3 protein-coding genes are annotated in these 3202 nt (G+C 70.4%); all 3 read left to right on the forward strand.

Annotated features, from left to right (window positions below):
- Positions 1–921, forward strand: a 921-nt coding sequence (locus tag WCJ52_RS12385) for an amidase family protein (RefSeq protein ID WP_336903619.1), incomplete at its 5' end; no start/stop codon positions are given.
- A gap of 10 nt (positions 922–931) precedes the next feature.
- The gene (locus WCJ52_RS12390) at positions 932–1804 is read left to right on the forward strand and encodes a MaoC/PaaZ C-terminal domain-containing protein (RefSeq protein ID WP_336903620.1); all 873 of its coding nucleotides are present in this window, start codon (positions 932–934) and stop codon (positions 1802–1804) included.
- Positions 1805–1910: 106 nt separating this feature from the next.
- Positions 1911–3202: NADPH-dependent 2,4-dienoyl-CoA reductase (locus WCJ52_RS12395; RefSeq protein WP_336903621.1), on the forward strand; the 1292-nt coding region annotated here is incomplete at its 3' end.

Genomic DNA, 3202 nt, shown 5'->3' on the forward strand with positions numbered 1-3202 from the left:
GGCGCCGGGGCGGCGGTGGCCGCGGGGATCGGGCCCCTGTCCATCGGCACGGACGGCGGCGGCTCGGTCCGGATCCCGGCGGCCTGCACGGGCCTGGTCGGACTAAAGGCCACCTACGGGCGCATCCCCGCCTGGCCGGCCTCCATGCACGGGGACCTGGCCAATACCGGCCCCATGACCCGCACCACCCGCGATGCCGCCCTCATGCTCAACGTGCTGAAGGGCGCGGACGTCCGCGACCCCCTGGCCCTGCCGCCGACGGACATCGACTTCGTCGCCGGCCTGGACCGCAGCCTGAAGGGGCTGAAGGTGGGCCTGGTCCTGAAGTTCGGCGACTTCTACCTCGACCCCGAGGTCGAGGCGGCGATGCTGAAGGCCGCCGACCGCTTCCGGGCCCTGGGCTGCGAGGTGGTTCCCATCACCCCGCCCACCGAAAACGGCGAGACCGGACGGATCTTCGTCGCCCACTGGTTCGCGGCCCTCCAGCGCCTGCTGCACCTCTATCCCGAGGCGCGGCACGACGAGTTCGACCCGGCCCTCTACGAGCAGGCCAAGATCGGCGCTGGCCTGGATGTGAAGACCATCATGGACTCCCAGGTGCGCCGCCGCGAGATGGCCCACGCCTGGAACCAGGTCTTCGCCGAATACGACCTCGTCCTGTCGCCGACCATGTCGACCCTACCCCCGCAGGTGGGGCGGAACACGCCGGACGGGCCGGACGGACGGCCCAACCCTTTCTGGACCAACACGGCCATCTTCAACCTGACCCGGCACCCGGCCGCCACAGTCCCCTGCGGGGTCTCCAGCATCGGCACGCCCATTGGCCTGCAGATCGCCTCGGCCCACTGGCGGGACGACCTGGTCCTGGCGGCCGCAGAAGCCTTCGAGCGCCAGGATCCCCTGGCCTTCCCGCACATGTAAGGAGACGCCCATGGCCGTCTACAATGCCAAGGCCGCCCTGCCGGACGGCGGCCCCGCCCCCTGGGGCGAGCCGGTCCGCATCGCCTACGATCGCCGGGACATCCTGCTCTACGCCGTCGGCATCAATAGCCGGGACCTGAGGTTCATCTTCGAGGGCCATAAGGATTTCGCCGTCTTCCCGACCTTCCCCATCCGGTGGGGCGGCGCCGGGGCGGTGGTGGACCGCGCCGCCATCCCGCCTTCGCCCGGCCCCCTGACCATCGACGCCGAGCGCTACCTGGAGGTGGTCCGTCCGCTTCCCCTGGGCGGCGAGGTCAGCGTGGTCTCGCGCCTGATCGGCGTCCATCCGCGCGGCAAGGGCGCCGGCTTCGTCGAATACGAGAGCGAGGTCCGAAACGCCGACGGCGAGGTCTGCGTGAGGATGGTCTCCGGCTCCTTCCGCCGGGGTGTCGAGCGACTGGGCGACATCGAGCCCTTCGAGGGCGCCGGGGCGACCTTCTCCGCCCCCGTGACGGTCCCTGACCGGGCGCCCGACGTCGAGACCGGGGCGCATATCCCCGAGAACCAGGCCGACATCTACCGCCTGTCCGGCGACTACAACCCCCTGCATATCGACCCGGAGGCGGCCCGGTTCGGCGGCTTCGAGGCACCGATCCTGCATGGCCTGTGCACCTTCGGCCACTGTGCCCACCTGCTGGTCTCGGCCCTCTGCGATGGCGACCCGGCCCGGTTCCGTAAGATCAAGGTCCGCTTCTCCTCGCCGGTCCTGCCGGGCGACGACCTGAAGGTCCTGGCCTGGCACGACGGCCCCGGCCGGGTGATCTTCGAGGCCCGGGTCGGGGACCGCACCGTCGTCTCCCACGCCGGGTTCGAGTACGCCTGAAACGCCCCCTGACGCCGGGTCATGTTTGACAGGAGGGGCTCGCCTCCCGGATGGTAGGAGCAACCGCTGGCCCATAGAGGCCGGTGACCCTCCGGAGAGGAAACCCATGTCCGCCAGCCGCTATCCGCTGATGTTCTCGCCCCTCGATCTCGGCTTCACCAAGCTGAAGAACCGGGTGCTCATGGGCTCCATGCACACGGGCCTGGAAGAGGCCTCCGGCGGGCTGTCGCGCATGGCCGCCTACTTCGCCGAGCGCGCCCGGGGTGGGGTCGGCATGATCATCACCGGCGGCATCTCGCCCAACGGCGGCGCGGGCCCCGGTGCCCGCCTGTCCACCCCCGAGGAGGCGCAGGCCCACCGGGAGGTGACCGAGGCCGTCCACGCCGCCGACCCGGACGTGAAGATCTGCATGCAGATCCTGCACACAGGTCCCCTGGCCCACACCCCCGAGGCCGTCGCTGCCTCGGCAGTGCGCTCGCGCATCGGTGCCTTCATGCCCAACGAACTGGACGAGGACGGCATCGAGCAGCAGCTGTCCGACTTCGCCCGCTGCGCAGCCCTCGCCCACCAGGCTGGATACGACGGCGTCGAGATCATCGGCTCGGCCGGCTATCTCCTGTCGACCTTCCTGGTGGAGAAGACCAACCGCAGGACCGACCAGTGGGGCGGGCCCTTCGAGAACCGCATGCGCTTCCCCGTCGAGGTGGTCCGCCGGGTGCGGGCGGCCGTGCCCAAGGACTTCATCGTCATCTTCCGCATCGCCGCCATGGACATGCTGGAGGGCGGCATGTCCTGGGACGAAGTGGTCACCCTGGCCAAGGCCATCGAGGCGGCGGGCGCCAACATCATCTCCACCCACTTCTGCTGGCACGAGGCACCGGTCCCGACCATCGCCACCATGGTGCCCCGCGCCGCCTTCACCAGCGTCACCGGCCGCCTGCGCAAGGCCGTGGGGGTGCCCGTCATCACCTCGAACCGGATCAACATGCCCTCGGTCGTCGAGGAGGTCCTGGCCCGGGGCGATGCGGACCTGGTCTCCATGGCCCGGCCCATGCTGGCCGACCCGGACCTGGTCAAGAAGGCCGCCGAGGGCCGCGAGGACGAGATCAACACCTGCATCGCCTGCAACCAGGCCTGCCTGGACCACACCTTCACCGGCCGGATGACCAGCTGCCTGGTCAATCCCCGGGCCTGCTACGAGACCGAGCTGGTCTATGAGAAGACCGCAGCGCCCAGGTCCGTCGCCGTGGTCGGCGCGGGGCCTGCAGGCCTGGCCTACGCCACCGTCGCCGCCGAGCGCGGCCATCGGGTCACCCTGTTCGAGGCGGCCAGCGAGATCGGCGGCCAGTTCAACCTGGCGAAGAAGGTCCCCGGCAAGGAGGAGTTCTCCGAGACCCT

Source organism: Phenylobacterium sp., assembly GCF_037138395.1.
Lineage (GTDB): Bacteria > Pseudomonadota > Alphaproteobacteria > Caulobacterales > Caulobacteraceae > Phenylobacterium.

Coding starts and splice junctions, on each gene's coding strand:
- WCJ52_RS12390 (WP_336903620.1), top strand. CDS start 932: ATGGCCGTCTACAATGCCAAGGCCGCCCTGCCGGACGGCGGCCCCGCC.